The sequence below is a fragment of the Brevundimonas sp. Bb-A genome (genome assembly GCF_009394735.1).
In the GTDB taxonomy this organism is placed as follows: domain Bacteria; phylum Pseudomonadota; class Alphaproteobacteria; order Caulobacterales; family Caulobacteraceae; genus Brevundimonas; species Brevundimonas aurantiaca.
In genome coordinates this window covers 2477134-2491771 of sequence record NZ_CP045456.1, presented here as the reverse complement: position 1 = coordinate 2491771, position 14638 = coordinate 2477134, and the positions used below count along the sequence as shown (strand labels likewise).

Annotated in this window: 18 protein-coding genes and 1 tRNA gene; 18 read left to right on the top strand and 1 reads right to left on the bottom strand. The window is 66.9% G+C overall.

Translation table 11 applies throughout. The features are described 5' to 3' along the window. The first annotated feature begins 7 nt into the window (after positions 1 to 7). The 11 genes from BSP_RS12215 to BSP_RS12165 all read left to right on the top strand — a co-directional run bounded on the left by BSP_RS12215 (position 8) and on the right by BSP_RS12165 (position 9616). The gene (locus BSP_RS12215; RefSeq protein WP_054765976.1) at positions 8 to 571 is read left to right on the top strand and encodes a GNAT family N-acetyltransferase; all 564 of its coding nucleotides are present in this window, start codon (positions 8 to 10) and stop codon (positions 569 to 571) included. Positions 572 to 604: 33 nt separating this feature from the next. After that, the gene (gene glyA, locus BSP_RS12210) at positions 605 to 1888 is read left to right on the top strand and encodes a serine hydroxymethyltransferase (protein ID WP_152950523.1); all 1284 of its coding nucleotides are present in this window, start codon (positions 605 to 607) and stop codon (positions 1886 to 1888) included. Between the two features lie 8 nt (positions 1889 to 1896). After that, positions 1897 to 2367, top strand: coding sequence for a transcriptional regulator NrdR (nrdR, locus tag BSP_RS12205; RefSeq protein WP_054765974.1), 471 nt, complete (start codon positions 1897 to 1899; stop codon positions 2365 to 2367). Further along, positions 2367 to 2987 carry a RibD family protein gene (locus BSP_RS12200; RefSeq protein ID WP_152950522.1) on the top strand — a complete coding sequence of 207 codons (621 nt, stop codon included), beginning with the start codon at positions 2367 to 2369 and terminating at the stop codon, positions 2985 to 2987. The genes nrdR and BSP_RS12200 overlap by 1 nt, the downstream gene beginning before the upstream one ends. Before the next feature lie 120 nt (positions 2988 to 3107). Beyond that, positions 3108 to 3698, top strand: coding sequence for a riboflavin synthase (locus BSP_RS12195; RefSeq protein WP_054765972.1), 591 nt, complete (start codon positions 3108 to 3110; stop codon positions 3696 to 3698). Further along, positions 3698 to 4846 carry a 3,4-dihydroxy-2-butanone-4-phosphate synthase gene (ribB, locus tag BSP_RS12190; RefSeq protein ID WP_224762204.1) on the top strand — a complete coding sequence of 383 codons (1149 nt, stop codon included), beginning with the start codon at positions 3698 to 3700 and terminating at the stop codon, positions 4844 to 4846. The genes BSP_RS12195 and ribB overlap by 1 nt, the downstream gene beginning before the upstream one ends. Continuing rightward, on the top strand, positions 4843 to 5304 hold the full coding sequence (gene ribH / locus BSP_RS12185) for a 6,7-dimethyl-8-ribityllumazine synthase (protein WP_152950521.1): 462 nt from the start codon (positions 4843 to 4845) through the stop codon (positions 5302 to 5304). Before ribB ends, ribH begins: the two co-directional genes overlap by 4 nt. Then, on the top strand, positions 5301 to 5825 hold the full coding sequence (nusB, locus tag BSP_RS12180; RefSeq protein WP_152950520.1) for a transcription antitermination factor NusB: 525 nt from the start codon (positions 5301 to 5303) through the stop codon (positions 5823 to 5825). Before ribH ends, nusB begins: the two co-directional genes overlap by 4 nt. Continuing rightward, positions 5825 to 6814 (top strand): thiamine-phosphate kinase, encoded by a 990-nt coding sequence (gene thiL / locus BSP_RS12175; RefSeq protein WP_152950519.1) that lies wholly within the window; start codon positions 5825 to 5827, stop codon positions 6812 to 6814. The genes nusB and thiL overlap by 1 nt, the downstream gene beginning before the upstream one ends. 45 nt (positions 6815 to 6859) lie before the next feature. Next, positions 6860 to 7291, top strand: a complete 432-nt coding sequence (locus tag BSP_RS12170; protein WP_054765968.1) for a hypothetical protein — start codon at positions 6860 to 6862, stop codon at positions 7289 to 7291. 177 nt (positions 7292 to 7468) lie between these two features. After that, on the top strand, positions 7469 to 9616 hold the full coding sequence (locus BSP_RS12165; protein ID WP_152950518.1) for a sodium-translocating pyrophosphatase: 2148 nt from the start codon (positions 7469 to 7471) through the stop codon (positions 9614 to 9616). A gap of 61 nt (positions 9617 to 9677) precedes the next feature. Here BSP_RS12165 and BSP_RS12160 read toward each other — a convergent pair whose 3' ends face one another. Beyond that, positions 9678 to 10157 carry an outer membrane protein assembly factor BamE gene (locus BSP_RS12160; protein ID WP_152950517.1) on the bottom strand — a complete coding sequence of 160 codons (480 nt, stop codon included), beginning with the start codon at positions 10155 to 10157 and terminating at the stop codon, positions 9678 to 9680. A gap of 91 nt (positions 10158 to 10248) precedes the next feature. Between BSP_RS12160 and BSP_RS12155 the strand changes: the two genes are divergently transcribed. The 7 genes from BSP_RS12155 to BSP_RS12125 all read left to right on the top strand — a co-directional run bounded on the left by BSP_RS12155 (position 10249) and on the right by BSP_RS12125 (position 14396). Then, positions 10249 to 10773 (top strand): ubiquinol-cytochrome C chaperone family protein, encoded by a 525-nt coding sequence (locus BSP_RS12155; RefSeq protein WP_054765965.1) that lies wholly within the window; start codon positions 10249 to 10251, stop codon positions 10771 to 10773. Between the two features lie 4 nt (positions 10774 to 10777). Then, a complete protein-coding gene (locus BSP_RS12150; RefSeq protein ID WP_082382706.1) occupies positions 10778 to 11296 on the top strand; it encodes a DUF177 domain-containing protein in 519 nt (172 codons plus the stop codon). 105 nt (positions 11297 to 11401) lie between these two features. After that, positions 11402 to 12478 (top strand): phosphate acyltransferase PlsX, encoded by a 1077-nt coding sequence (gene plsX, locus BSP_RS12145; protein ID WP_227975959.1) that lies wholly within the window; start codon positions 11402 to 11404, stop codon positions 12476 to 12478. Then, positions 12475 to 13452, top strand: coding sequence for a beta-ketoacyl-ACP synthase III (locus BSP_RS12140; protein WP_152950515.1), 978 nt, complete (start codon positions 12475 to 12477; stop codon positions 13450 to 13452). Before plsX ends, BSP_RS12140 begins: the two co-directional genes overlap by 4 nt. Before the next feature lie 77 nt (positions 13453 to 13529). Then, entirely contained in the window at positions 13530 to 13835 is a 306-nt protein-coding gene (locus BSP_RS12135; protein WP_152951144.1) for an integration host factor subunit alpha, read from the top strand. 5 nt (positions 13836 to 13840) lie between these two features. Then, the gene (locus tag BSP_RS12130) at positions 13841 to 14260 is read left to right on the top strand and encodes a MerR family transcriptional regulator (RefSeq protein WP_152950514.1); all 420 of its coding nucleotides are present in this window, start codon (positions 13841 to 13843) and stop codon (positions 14258 to 14260) included. A 59-nt stretch (positions 14261 to 14319) separates the two neighbouring features. After that, positions 14320 to 14396: transfer RNA gene (locus tag BSP_RS12125), tRNA-Pro, on the top strand. Positions 14397 to 14638: the final 242 nt, after the last annotated feature.

The window sequence follows — 14638 nt, the reverse complement described above, 5'->3', positions numbered from 1 at the left end:
CGGCGGCATGCGCCCGACGCCCACCCTTCATACGCCCCGCTTCCTGATGCGGCCGTTGGTCCGCGAGGACGCGGCGGCGCTGTTTCCAACCCTCTCGCGCGACGACCAGTGTCTGTATATGTCGCGACCCGCCTTCCGTAGCGAGGCCGATCTGGCCGATTGGCTGGTCGATCCGACCTGGCCGGGCCGAAGCTGGACGGCGGTGGACCGCGAAACCGGCGCGGTCGCTGGACGCTACGTCGCCTTTCCAGGACGCGACGAGGGCGTTCTGGAGGTCGGCTATGTCACCGTCGTCGACCGCCAGGGGCAGGGCGTGGCGCGGGAGTGCATGACGGCCCTGGTGTCCCATCTCTTCACCGATCCGTCGTGCCGTCGGATCTATGCGGAGATCGATGCGGACAACCGGCCGTCCGCCGGCTTGGCCGAGCGCCTGGGCTTTTCCTTGGAAGGACGGTTGCGGGAGCATGAAACCACGCACAAGGGCCTGTGCGACATGCTGGTCTACGGCCTGCTGCGGCGTGAATGGGCGGCTGGGACACAAGATATTGTGGTTCGCTCCGCTGGGGACTAGATAGGCGGCCTTCTCAGATGCGGGGATTCCGACGTGACCGCCTTCACCCATGACGCCTATTTCACCAAGACCCTGGCCGACGCCGATCCGGACGTCTTCAAGGGCATTCAAGGGGAGTTGGGCCGGCAGAAGGAGCAGATCGAGCTGATCGCGTCCGAGAACATCGTCTCCCAGGCGGTGCTGGACGCCCAAGGCTCGGTTCTGACGAACAAATACGCCGAGGGGTATCCGGGGCGCCGCTACTACGGCGGCTGCGAATATGTGGACGTGACCGAGGATCTGGCGCGCGAACGGGCGAAAAAGCTGTTCGGCGCGGCCTTCGCCAATGTGCAGCCCCACTCGGGCGCCCAGGCCAACCAGGCGGTCTTCTTTACGCTCTTGCAGCCGGGCGACACCTTTCTGGGCATGGACCTGGCCTGCGGCGGGCACCTGACCCACGGGTCGCCGGCGAACCAGTCGGGCAAGTGGTTCCGCCCGGTGACCTACAAGGTCACCGAAGACACCCATCTGATCGACTATGACCATGTGGCCGAAATGGCCGAGCGCGAGAAGCCCAAGCTGATCCTGGCCGGCGCCTCGGCCTACAGCCGCCACATCGACTTCAAGCGGTTCCGCGAGATCGCCGACAGCGTCGGCGCCTATCTGATGGTGGACATGGCCCACTATGCGGGTCTGGTCGCCGGGGGCGTCTATCCCGATCCGATCCCGCACGCCCATGTCGTGACCACGACGACGCACAAGACCCTGCGCGGGCCGCGCGGCGGCATGATCCTGTCCAACGACGTCGAACTGGGCAAGAAGATCAACTCGGCCGTCTTCCCGGGCCTCCAGGGCGGGCCGCTGGAGCATGTGATCGCGGCCAAGGCCGTGGCCTTCGGCGAGGCGCTGCAGCCCGAGTTCAAGCTGTACGCCCAGCAGGTGGTCAAGAACGCCCAGGCCCTGGCCGGCGTCCTGGTCGAGCGCGGCCTGGCCATCGTCTCGGGCGGCACCGACAGCCATCTGATGCTGGTCGATCTGCGGCCCAAGGGCGTGACCGGCAAGGCGACCGAACACGAGCTCGAAAAGGCGCTGATGACCTGCAACAAGAACGGCGTGCCGTTCGACACGGCGCCCTTCACCGTCACCTCGGGCGTTCGCCTGGGCACGCCGGCGGGCACCACGCGGGGCTTCGGCGAGGAGGAGTTCAAGCAGATCGGTCACTGGATCGCCGACGTCGTCTCCTCGATGAACGGCGGGGACGAGGCTGATCCGGCCGTGGTCGCGGGCGTGGCGGCCCAGGTGCGCGAACTGACGAACCGCTTCCCCATCTACGGATGATCTGACCGATGAAGTGCCCCTTCTGCGGTCATCAGGACACCCAGGTTAAGGACAGCCGGCCGTCGGACGACGGCTCGGCGATCCGACGGCGGCGGTCCTGTCCGAACTGCAACGGGCGCTTCACCACCTTCGAGCGGGTCCAGCTGCGCGAACTGGTGATCCTGAAACGCAACGGTCGGCGCACCCCGTTCGACCGGGACAAGCTGGAGCGGTCGCTGGGCGTGGCCCTGCGCAAACGCCCGGTCCAGGCCGAACAGGTCGAACAGATGGTCAATCGGATCGTCCGCCAGCTTGAAAGCCTGGGCGAGACTGAAATCGCTTCCAGCGTCGTCGGCGACTTCATCATGAAGGCGCTGAAGGGCGTGGATGAGGTGGCCTATGTCCGCTACGCCTCGGTCTATAAGGACTTTCGGCACACGGGCGACTTCGCCAAATTCCTGGGCGATGAAGGCTTTGACGAGCCGTCCGGCAAGAGCTGATGCGCGTCACCCTGAAGCTGGCCACCTCGCTGGACGGCCGCATCGCCACGGCCTCGGGCGAAAGCCGCTGGATCACCGGCGAGGCGGCCCGGCTGGAAGGGCACAGGCTGCGGGCCGCCCATGACGCCATTCTGGTGGGGGTCGAGACCGTGCTCCACGACGACCCCGAACTGACCGCCCGCCTGCCGGGCCGCAGCGTCGATCAGCCGCTGCGGGTGGTGTTGGACAGCCGGCTCAGAACCCCGGAGACGGCCAAACTGGCGGGGCCGAACAGTCTGATCCTGACCGCCGTCGCGCCCCGTCCGGTCGGAAGCGCCGAGGTGCGGCAGGTCGAGACACAGGACGGACGCCCCGCCGTGCCGGCCGTGCTGAAGGCGCTGAAGGCGGTCGGCGTCGCCTCGGTCCTGATCGAGGGCGGAGGCCAGGTGGCCGCCGCCTTTCTGCGCGCGGGGGCGGTGGATCGTCTGGAATGGTTCCGGGCGCCGATCCTGTTGGGCGGGGAGGGGCGGCCGTGCGTGGCTTCCCTGGCCCTTGCAAAGCTGGCCGAGGCCCCCAACTTCCGACGCCTGGATGTCCGGCCCGCCGGGGACGACCTGTGGGAAAGCTACGCCCGCATCTGACGGCGATCGGACAGATCGGACACTTTGGACACTGTTTTTCGGTGTCCGGATCGGACTGTTTCAGACGATCTGGACACATTAGATTGTATTTTTCGGGTCCGAAGGGGGACCGGTCGTCTCATGTTCACAGGCATCGTCACCGACATCGGCCGCGTCCGCGACGTTCGCGAGACCGCGCGCGACCGCCGCTATGAGATTGAGACCGCCTGGGACGTGGCCTCCATCGACCTGGGCGCCTCAATCAGCCATGCGGGCTGCTGCCTGACCGTGACGGAGAAGGGCCCAGACTGGTTCGCCGTCGAGGTGTCGAACGAGACCCTGTCCAAGACGACGCTGGGCGGCTGGAAGGCCGGCGACGGCGTCAATCTGGAACGGGCTGCGCGCCTGGGCGACGAGATGGGGGGGCACGTCGTCTCGGGTCACGTCGACGGCCTGGGCCGGGTCGTCTCCATCACGCCCGAAGGGGGCTCGCACCGGATCGAGGTCGAGGCCCCGGCGCCGCTGCACCGCTATATCGCCGCCAAGGGGTCGATCACGGTGGATGGGGTGTCGCTGACGGTCAACGCCGTGCAAGACCGGGTCTTTTCGTTGAATATCATTCCGCATACGTGGGAAGTGACGACCCTGGGCCGCCTGAAGGTCGGCGATCCGGTCAATCTCGAGATCGACATGCTGGCGCGCTACCTGGCGCGGTGGCAGGAGACGGCCTGATGCCGAAGGAACGCCAGATGCTGGCCGCGAACATGAACGACAGCCCGATCAGTCCCATCGAGGACATATTGGAGGACGCCCGCAACGGCCGTCCCTACATCCTGGTGGACGCCGAGGATCGCGAGAACGAGGGGGACATCATCATCCCCGCCCAGTTCGCCACCCCGGATCAGATCAACTTCATGATCAAACAGGCCCGCGGTCTGGTCTGCCTGGCCCTGACGGCCGAGCGGGCGCAGCAGCTGCGGCTGCCGCCGATGGCCGCCGACAATCGCGAGAGCATGAAGACCGCCTTCACCGTCTCGATCGAGGCCAAGGAAGGCGTGACGACGGGTATTTCGGCGGCCGACCGGTCGCGGACCATCCAGGTGGCGACCGACGCCTCGAAGGGCATGGACGACATCGTCTCGCCCGGCCACATCTTTCCCCTGGTGGCGCGTGACGGCGGGGTGCTGGTCCGCGCCGGCCATACCGAGGCTTCCGTCGACATCAGCCGCATGGCCGGCCTGACCCCGGCGGCGGTGATCTGCGAGATCATCAAGGACGACGGCGAGATGGCGCGGATGCCGGATCTGGTCGCCTTCGCCCAGCTGCACGGGCTGAAGATCGGCACCATCGCCGACCTGATCGCCTATCGCCGCCGCACCGAGCGGTTCGTCGAACGGATCATGGATACGCCGTTCGAGAGTGTTCACGGCGGGCCGTTCCGCTTGATGCTCTATAAGAATACGATCGAGGGGGCGGAACACGTCGCCCTGGTCCATGGTCGGATCGACCCGTCCAAACCGACCCTGGTGCGGATGCACCAGGTGGACTTCGCCTGCGACCTGCTGGGCCATGTCGAGGCGCGCCAGGACTATGTGCCCAAGGCCCTGAAGCAGATCACCGAGCATGACGGTCCGGGCGTCGTCGTCTTCCTGCGCGACCCGGCCCTGAACTCGCTGGCGGAACGTCTGGCGGGGGTGGACAAGCCGGCCGCGGTGGATCGGTCGCTGCGGGCCTATGGCGTGGGGGCGCAGATCCTGCTGGACCTGGGCGTCAAGGATATGATCGTGATGAGTTCGACGAGACCTGAACCGACGGCGCTGGAAGGCTATGGCCTGCGCATCGTCGGCTGGCGCGATATGGATGGAGAAGACAAGGCGTGACCGACGCACCCCGTATTCTGATCGTCGAGGCGCGCTTCTACGACGAACTGGCCGACGCCCTGCTGGAGGGCGCCAAGGAGACGCTGAAGGCGCGCGGCGCCGCATTCGACGTCGTCACCGTGCCGGGCGCCCTGGAGATCCCGGCGGTGATCGCCATGGCCGAGGAGGCCGGGCGGTTCCCGACCGCGCCGCGTTATGACGGCTATGTGGCCCTGGGCTGCGTGATCCGCGGCGAGACCTATCATTTCGAGATCGTCTCGGACCAGTCGGCGGCCGGGCTGATGGCCCTGGGCGTCAAGGGGCTGATCGTCGGCAACGGCATTCTGACGACCGAGGACGAGCATCAGGCCTGGGCCCGGGCGCGGCTTTCCGAAGGGGATAAGGGCGGTGGAGCGGCCAAAGCCTGTCTGGACCTCATTGCATTGAAGAAGCGGTTGCGGCTAGGCCTCGGCGCATGACTGAACCGAACAGCGTCAAGGCCGTCCTCGAACAACTGGCCGAAGCCGAGAAACAGCGGGCCGAGCCCCATCTGAGCTCCAAACAGCGCCGGGCGCGCACCGTGTCGCGCCTCGCCGCCGTCCAGGCCCTGTACCAGATGGAGCTGGCGGGCGAGGGGGTGGAGACGGTGATCACCGAATTCTCCAACTTCCGCTTTGACGCCGACATCGAGGGCGAGGCCCTGGCCGAGGCGGATGAAGCCTATTTCGCCGACATCGTGCGCGGTGTGATCGAAAGCCAGCGCGAGATCGACGCGGCGATCAAGGCCCGGCTGGCGTCCAACTGGCGGTTGGAGCGGATCGACGCCACCCTGCGCGCCCTGCTGCGCTCGGGCGCCTGGGAACTGATCAAACATCCGGAGACGCCGCGCGAAGTGGTGATCGACGAATATGTCGAACTGGCCAAGGCCTTCTTCGACGACGCCGAGGCCCGGTTCGTCAACGCTGCTCTGGACGGCGTCGCCAGAGACGTCCGCCGCTGATGCCCGCGCTCGACGTCGCGGGCGAGTTCGAGACGATCGAGACGCTGCTGCGGCCCCTGGCCCATCCGGAGTGGGGCAGGGGGCTGGTCGATGATGTGGCGGTCCTGCCGTCCCGGCCCGGCTATGATCTGGTCCTGACCAAGGACGCCATCGTCGAAGGCGTCCATTTCCTGCCCGACGACCCCCTGGATACGGTGGCCAGAAAGCTGCTGCGTGTGAACCTGTCGGACCTGGCGGCCAAGGGGGCTGAAGCCTTCGGCTATCTGCTGGCCTGCGCCTGGTCCGAACGTTGCGGCTGGCCGGAGCGCGAGGCCTTCGCCGCGGGCCTGGCCCAGGATCAGGCGCGCTTCGGCGTCTTTCTGATGGGCGGGGACACGGTCAGGACACCGGGTCCGGCCGCCTTCTCCCTGACCGCCCTGGGCTGGGTGCCGGCCGGGGGGGCGGTGTCGCGCGCCGGAGCCGAGGCGGGGGATATGGTCTTCGTGACCGGCACGATCGGCGACGGCCTCCTGGGGCTTCAGGCGGCGCGGGGTCAGTTGACGCTCGATCCCGAGCGGCTGGCCTTTCTGATCGACCATTATCGCCAGCCGACGCCTCAGCAGGATTTCGCCGAGGTGATCGCCGCCCATGCCACTGCGGCGGCCGACGTCTCCGACGGGCTGATCGCCGATCTGAAGCATATCGCCGGCGCCAGCGGCGTCGCGATCGACCTGAAGCTGGACAGCCTGCCCCTGTCGGCGGCCGCCAGGGCCTGGTTCGAGGCCCGCGTCGATCCTCAGGCGGCGCTGGAGGATCTGGCGACCGGGGGCGACGACTACCAGATCGTCTTCACCGCCCCCGCCCGGCTGGTGGAGACGCTGCGCCGAGAGGCCGACCGGCGGCGGGTTCGCCTGACCCTGCTGGGCGAGGTGCGGGTCGGCGCCGGGGTCACGGTCTCCTACGGCGGCCGGCCCCTGACGCCGGGGCGCGCCGGCTGGACCCATGGCTAGGACTTTCGCAAGGGAATCCTAACCCACCGCCGTTAGGCTGGTCGCATGGATCGCAGAAGCTTCATCGCCGCCGGAACCGTCGCCCTCGCCGGGACCGCCGCCGGTTCCGCCGCCGCCTCCTCCGAGAAGGCGGCCGAAGGGCCCCCGACCTTCGGCATAGCGGGGGTGGGCCTGCCCGTCATCGCTGACGGTCGGCTGCGGAACTATGTCTTCGTCTCGCTCCGCCTGATGCTCGGCGCGGGCAAGACCGCCGATCAGATGCGGCTGAAGGAGGCCTTCTTCCGCGACGCCCTGGTGAAGGCCGCGCACCGGACCCCCTTCACCGTTCCCGGCGACTGGACGCGCCTGGACGAGCGTCGCATGTCGGCCGCCCTGGTCGCTGCCGCCAACACCATCTCCGGACGGGGCTCGGTGACCGGCGTCGAGATCATCGCCCAGAGCCCCCGCCGTCGCTCCGGCATGCCGACCGCTCACTAGCGGTCAACGATCACGGTTGCGTCAACTTGACGCCCGTGACACGCTCCCTCTGCAAAATCCCAAGGGGCGCAATGACGCGCTCGCCGCGTGCGGGGGGACCGGAAGGCGGACAGAGGCCCTAAGGCCCGCCCGCCGCGCCAGGCCTGCGCGCCTGTTTGCAAGGGCATGGAAACGCCAATGACGACCTATCTTACGCTGGTCTTCGCGGCCGGTGTTCTGGCGGTGCTTTACGGCGCCGTTCAGACCGCCGCCCTGATGAAGGCGAGCACTGGCAACGACAAGATGCGAGAGATCGCCGCCGCCATTCAGGAAGGCGCCTCGGCCTATCTGAAGCGGCAATATCTGACCATCGGCCTGGTGGGGATTGTGATCCTGATCGCCGCCTATCTGCTGATCGGCCCCTATGCGGCCGTGGGCTTTCTGATCGGGGCGGTCCTGTCGGGCGCGGCCGGTTACGCCGGGATGCTGATCTCGGTGCGGGCCAATGTTCGCACGGCCCAGGCGGCCTCCGAAAGCCTGTCCAAGGGGCTGAACCTGGCCTTCCGGTCGGGCGCGATCACCGGCATGTTCGTGGCGGGCGGCGCCCTGATCGGGGTGTCGGGCTATTATATCGTCCTGACCCACCACCTCGGTTTGAACCCGGTCGGCCGCGAGGTGATCGACGGCCTGGTGGCCCTGGGCTTCGGCGCCTCGCTGATCTCGATCTTCGCACGACTGGGCGGCGGCATCTTCACCAAGGGCGCCGACGTGGGCGGCGACATGGTGGGCAAGGTCGAGGCCGGCATCCCTGAGGACGATCCCCGCAACGCCGCCACCATCGCCGACAACGTCGGCGACAATGTCGGCGACTGCGCCGGCATGGCGGCGGACCTGTTCGAAACCTATGCGGTGACGACCGTGGCGACCATGGTGCTGGCGGCCATCTTCTTCCGCGGCCAGCCCTATGTGGACATGCTGATGGTGCTGCCGCTGGCGATCTGCGCGGTCTGTATCGTGACCTCGATCATCGGCAGCTTCTTCGTGCGGCTGGGCAAGAGCCAGAACATCATGGGCGCCCTGTATCAGGGGCTGATCGTGACCGGCGTCCTGTCCATCGGCGCGGTCTGGTGGGTCATTGACCAGATGGTGAGCGGGCCGGTGACGACGACTGGCGGTCTGGTCATCCAGCCCATGGCCCTGTTCTGGTCCGGAATGGTCGGGCTGGCGGTGACCGCAGCGATCGTGGTGGTCACGGAATACTACACCGGCTCGGGCTTCCGGCCGGTGCGGTCGGTGGCCAACGCCTCGGTGTCGGGTCATGGGACCAACGTCATCCAAGGGCTGGCGGTGTCGCTGGAGGCCACGGCGCTGCCGGCCCTGACCATCATCGTCGGCATTGTGGCCAGCTTCCAGTTGGCGGGCCTGTTCGGCATCGCCATCGCCACCACCACCATGCTGGGCGTGGCGGGGATGATCGTGGCCCTGGACGCCTTTGGGCCGGTGACGGACAACGCCGGGGGGATCGCCGAAATGGCGGGCCTGCCCAGCGAGGTGCGGCATTCGACCGATGCGCTGGATGCCGTGGGCAACACGACCAAGGCCGTGACCAAGGGCTACGCCATCGGCTCGGCGGGCCTGGGGGCGCTGGTGCTGTTCGCGGCCTATACGTCGGACCTGCAATATTTCTCGGCCAATCCGTCCGACTATCCCTTCTTCCCCGACATGGGGACGGTCGCTTTCGACCTGACCAACCCCTATGTGGTCGTGGGCCTGCTGTTCGGGGGGCTGTTGCCCTTCCTGTTCGGCGGCATGTCGATGATGGCGGTGGGGCGCGCCGCCGAGTCTGTCGTGGCCGAGGTGCGGCGCCAGTTCCGGGAGAACCCCGGCATCATGACCTATCAGGTCAAGCCCGAGTACGGACGGGCGGTGGACATCCTGACCAAGGCGGCGATTCGCGAGATGATCGCGCCGTCGCTGCTGCCGGTCCTGTCGCCCATTGTCCTGTTCGTCGCCGTCATGGCCATCTCGGACAAGGCCAACGCCTTTGCGGCCTTGGGCGCCATGCTGATGGGGGTGATCGTCACCGGCCTGTTCGTGGCCGTGTCGATGACTTCGGGCGGCGGCGCTTGGGACAACGCCAAGAAGGTGATCGAGGAGGGCTTCACCGACAAGAACGGCGTGGTGCACGGCAAGGGATCGGAGGCCCACAAGGCGGCCGTCACGGGCGACACCGTGGGCGACCCCTATAAGGACACCTCGGGGCCGGCGGTGAATCCGATGATCAAGATCACCAATATCGTGGCCCTGCTGCTGCTGGCGGTGCTGGCCAGCGGGACGGTCGGCTGACGTGAAAACGCCCCGGAGAGCGATTCTCCGGGGCGTTTTTCCTTGGGCGATGCGCCGGGGATCAGTCCGGGCGGCGTTGACCGGGAGTGTCGTCCTCGGTGCGCGGCAGCTGGCCGCGGCCGACGTTGCCCAGCAGCTGCTCCAGAACCGTCAGGGCGCGGCCGCGCGTCGGGGTTTCGCGGCTGTTCATCGCGATCTGTTCGCCGTCCGTCAGCCCCAGGGTGCGCACGGCGGCGACCTTGTCGCCGTTCGGCTCAAAGGTGATTTCGGTCACCGTGCGGCTGGAAACGACCGGCAGATTGTAGGTGTATTTCTCAGTGGTCTGGCTGATGTAGTACCAGACCTTGTCCGGTTCGAAGGTCGAGGTGGTCGAGGGCGAGCCCAGCCGCGCCAGCACCGTCTCCTTGGTGTCGGTTCCGGCGACCACGTCCTGGGGCTTGGCGTCGATCACCTGAAAGCCGTTGGAGCCGACCATCGGCGCGCAGGCGGCGGACAGGCCGCCCAGGGAAACGGCGACGAAAAGCGGGACGAAACGAGACATGATCGGGCGCCTGCGAGAGAACAAGATCTTTGACCTAGACGGACCTGCGTCCTAGTTCAACGGCGCGGCGGAAAAGGGGCCGTTTAAAGCCATGCTGAAAAACCTGTTCAAACCCCGCGAAGGCGTCCGCATTGGCGACGCCCTGTACGCCCTGGCGGTGGAGCAGGCGCGCCGGCCGGGACTTTATACGCGACTGGGCGTGGCTGACCGGATCGACGCGCGGTTCGAACTTTATACGCTGCACGTGCTGCTGCTGGTGCTGCGGCTGCGCGATGAGAACACGCCGAGCGGTCGAGACGCGGCCCAGGCTCTGTTCGACGTCTATGTCTCGGCGCTGGACCATGCGTTGCGGGAAGAAGGCGTCGGCGACATTTCGGTGGGCAAGAAGATGCGCAAGCTGGGCGAGGCCCTGTACGGCCGGATGAACGCCTATGAGCCGCCGCTGCGCGACGGCGATGCGGCGGCTCTGACCGAAGCTCTGGCGCGCAATGTCTATGGCGAGACGCGGGCGGAACAGGCGGCTGATTTGGCGCGCTACGCCCTGGCCGCGCGAGCCGCCCTGGCGGCGCAGGAATTCAATGATGTGCTGGTGAAGCCGGCCTGGACGGATGTTTGAGACCATGAGCGCAAGCCTCCCCTACAGCGAGACGGTGCGGGTCAATCAGATCGGCGCGGGGCTGAGCCGACGCCTGGAGCCCGACGCGGAGGCGCGTCAGCGAATTGCGCGCGCCCTGGATCTGCAGGGCCTGGACGCCTTCGCCGTAGAGATCGAGGTCAAGCCGACCCCGTCGAGCAGCGAGTGGACGATGAAGGGGCGCGTCACGGCCCATGCGATCCAGACCTGCGGCCTGACCTTGGAACCCCTGCCGGTCGAGGTGGACCGCCGCTTCTCGATTCAGTTGGCCGAGGCCGAGCCGCAGCAGACCGACGAGATCGAAGTCACCCTGGAGGAGGAGGACGCCGACCTGATCGAGGACGGCAAGATCGACCTGGGGCAGTATGCGGTCGAGCAGCTGGTCCTGTCTCTGGACCCCTTTCCGCGCAAGCCGGGGGCGCAGTTCGTGCAACCGGAAGAGCCCGCCGAAATCTCGCCCTTTGCAGCTTTGAAGGCCCTGAAGCCGCAGGACGACCAAGGCTGAGGTTGACGCAGGGGCCGTGCGGTTGCATCCCCCGGCGTCGGCGCTATCGTCCGGCGCCTATATCCAGTGTCGTGCGACAAGACGACGCGGTTAGTCGAGGTCCATTTGCCAGCCCCAGTTACGATCTCGCTTGACGCCATGGGCGGCGATCACGGCCCATCCGTCGTCGTTCCGGGCGTCCAAAGCTTTGTCCGCGCCCATGGCGGGGAGGGAGTCCGCTTCCTGCTGCATGGGGACGAGACCCGGATTCGCGCCGAGTTGGCGCATTGCAGCCTGCCGGCCGACACGGTCGACATCCGTCATACCGACAAGGTGGTGGCCATGGACGAGAAGCCCGCCCAGGCCATGCGCCGGGGCAAGGGCTCGAGCCTATGGAACGCCGTCGAGGCGGTTAAGACCGGCGAGGCCGGCGGCGTGGTCTCGGCGGGCAACACCGGCGCCCTGATGGCCATCTCCAAACTGATTCTGCGCATGTCGGCGCCGGGCCTGGAGCGGCCGGCCATCGTCGCCAGCTGGCCGACCTTCAAGGGCCATACGGCGGTTCTGGACGTCGGCGCCAACATCGGCAGCGACGCCGAGCAACTGGTCGAGTTCGCCATCATGGGCGAGGCTTTCCAGACGGCGGTGCGCGGCACCGTTCGCCCGACCATCGGCCTGCTGAACGTCGGCTCCGAGGACATGAAGGGCAATGAACAGGTCAAGGAGGCGCACGCCATCCTGCGCGACGGGCCGTTCGACCTGAATTATTACGGCTTCGTCGAAGGCGACGACATCGCCAAGGGCACGGTGGACGTGGTCGTCACCGACGGCTTCACCGGCAATATCGCCCTGAAGACGGCCGAAGGCACGGCCCGCTATATCTCGGCCCTGCTGCGCGAGGCCCTGACCTCGAACCTGCAGGCCAAGCTGGGCGCCGCCATCGCCATGCCGGCCCTGAAGAAGATGCGCGAGAATATCGACCCCAGCGCCATCAACGGCGGCCCCCTGCTGGGGCTGAACGGGATTGTGGTGAAGAGCCACGGCGGCGCCGACGCCAAGGGCTTCGGAAACGCCATCCGTATCGCTGTGGATCTGGCCCGCAGCGACTATATGACCAAGGTCGGCGCCAATCTGGGCAAGCTGGACGCCGTGTTCGACCATTCCAGCGCGCCCGCCGCCCCCGCCGGAGAACCCCTTCAGTGAGCGTCACCCGCAGCGCCGTGACCGGCGTCGGCTCCTATCTGCCGGAGCAGATCGTCACCAACGCCGACTTGGCCCAGATCGTCGACACCTCCGACGAATGGATCCAGGAGCGCACGGGGATCAAACAGCGCCACAAGGCGCGCGACGACCAGCCGACCAGCGATCTGGCGGTCGAGGCCGCCAGGAAGGCCCTGGCCGACGCCGGCAAGACGGCGGCGGATGTCGATCTGATCATCGTGGCGACGACTACGCCGGACATGACATTCCCGGCCGTGGCCTCCATCGTTCAGCACAAGCTGGGCGCCGGCGTCGGCGTGGCCTTTGACGTTCAGGCGGTCTGTTCCGGCTTCGTCTATGCGTTGAGCGTCGCCGACGGCTTCGTCGCCCGCGGCCTGTCGAAATGCGCCCTGGTGATCGGCGCCGAGGAAATGACGCGGCTGATGGACTGGACCGACCGGACGACCTGTGTGCTGTTCGGCGACGGCGCCGGCGCCGTGGTGCTGGAGCCGCGCGAGGGGCAGGGGACGGCCGCCGACCAGGGGATGCTGGGCTTCGCCCTGCGCGCCGACGGGTCCAAGACGGATTTGCTCTATGTCGACGGCGGGCCGGCGTCGACCGGAACCGTCGGCCATCTGCGGATGGCGGGCAATCAGGTGTTCCGCCATGCGGTGGTCAATATCGCCGAAGGCATCACTGCGGCCTGTGAGGCCGCCGGGATCGAGGTGGCCGACGTCGATTGGTTCGTGCCGCACCAGGCCAATCAGCGGATCATCAAGGGCGTCGGCGACCGATTGGGTCTGGACGAGAACAAGGTGATCTCGACCGTGGCTCTTCACGCCAACACCTCCGCCGCCTCAATTCCCCTGGCGCTGGATGCGGCGATCCAGGACGGGCGGATCAAGAAGGGCGATATGGTGCTGTTGGAAGCCATGGGCGGCGGCCTGACCTGGGGCGCCTGCGCCTTGAGGCTTTAACCGCTGCGCCGGGCATTGATTTTCTGAGAAGTTTGCGCCCCTATGCGCCCAGAAGATCGTTTCCAGACGGGACTATGATGGGCAACCATACCGTAACGCGCGCCGACCTTTGCGAAGCCGTGCATGAAGAGGTCGGTCTGTCCCGCCAGGAGTGTTCGTCCCTGGTCGAACGGACGCTGGAGCTGATCGTGGAGGCGCTTGAAAAGGGCGATACCGTAAAGCTGTCGGGTTTCGGCGTCTTCCAGGTGCGTGAGAAGCGGGCCCGCATGGGCCGCAACCCCAAGACCGGCGAACCGGCGGCGATCAACCCCCGTCGCGTCATCAGCTTCCGCGCCTCTCAGATCATGAAGAGCCGGGTTCACGACGCCGACGTCGAGGCCTGATTCGCTTGGCCAAGAGCGCCGACGCCTTCCGCACCATTTCTGAGGCGGCCGAGGAGGTCGGAGCCCCGCAGCACGTTCTGCGGTTCTGGGAAACCAAGTTCAGCTTCGTCACGCCGGTGAAGCGCGCCGGTGGACGTCGATTCTACAGGCCCCAGGACATCGCCGTGCTTAAGGCGGTTCGGCGGCTGCTGCACGAGGACGGCCTGACCATCCGCGGGGTGCAACGGCTGCACAAGGAGCAGGGGCTCAAGACGCTGGTCGGCGCGGACATGGCCGGCCTGATCGAGGCGCGCGACGCCGAATCCCCGGCTGAGCCCCTGATTTCAAGGACGCCGGCCCTGTCCGGCGTGACTGAGCGGCTGAATGTCGTGCTGATGGATTTGGAACAGGCCAAGGCCCGACTGGACGCTGTTCTGAGAAGCTAGGTGGAAAACCTGTTTTTGCGTTTGCGGCGCGCGAAACCCGCGTCTATAGGGAGCGCCTTCGGAGCGTGGCGCAGCCTGGTAGCGCACTTGACTGGGGGTCAAGGGGTCGCAGGTTCGAATCCTGTCGCTCCGACCAGGGAAATCAAGGGGTTAGGCACGAGCCTAACCCCTTCGATTATCTCGAAATCTGATTTGGTCACAGATTTGGTCACAATGCGGGGCGAGCGTTCACGCATCTAGGTGAAACCGGCTGAAGCGCCATGAAGGTAGTTGTCGAACGCCCGGTCGTGCCCTGAACGTACAAAGGCGGCCGACCGGCCGGAGTCCAACGGATGGTTCCTGCGTCCTGCCGACCAAAAGGGACAATGTCCGCCCCGC